This is a genomic window from Bartonella capreoli (genome assembly GCF_902813205.1).
Lineage (GTDB): Bacteria > Pseudomonadota > Alphaproteobacteria > Rhizobiales > Rhizobiaceae > Bartonella > Bartonella schoenbuchensis.
This window is the reverse complement of sequence record NZ_CADDZX010000240.1, coordinates 1-439: the sequence shown is the minus strand read 5'-3', so window position 1 is coordinate 439 and position 439 is coordinate 1. Positions and strand designations below refer to the sequence as shown.

General features: G+C 39.9%; 1 pseudogene. It reads right to left on the bottom strand.

From position 1 onward, the window contains the following. Nucleotides 1-259: pseudogene (locus tag J7R05_RS08245) on the bottom strand (excinuclease ABC subunit UvrB); the annotation flags it as partial. Nucleotides 260-439 lie beyond the last annotated feature (180 nt).

Below are 439 nucleotides of genomic sequence, written 5' to 3'. Positions count from 1 at the left end.
GATCCCCCGTTTTCTGTCCTGTTAAGGGATCAAATTCAGTAATTGTATCAATTTCATCACCATTTAGTGAGATCCTCCAAGCACGATCTTCAAGGTGTGAAGGAAATATTTCGATCGCATCACCTCGCACACGAAAAGCACCACGCGCAAAATTGATATCTTGTCGACGACATTGTTGAGTAACTAAACCAGCTAATAATTGCCCTTGATTTAATTTATGACCTTTTTGCATTTGGCAGGTCGTTGCGGTTGCAGTTTCTTCTGGTAGTAATTCCTACAATGCAGAAGGCAATTGTACAACTCTCACGTTTACGGCTTCTATTTTCACTGAAGTTGGAAGGGTGGGTGAATAGCAGCTCTGTGAGTCTTTTGAAGTTTCTTTTTCTGTTGAAGTTACATAGTGCGCGACTTTTGCTTTTGATGTTAACTATGAATTTAA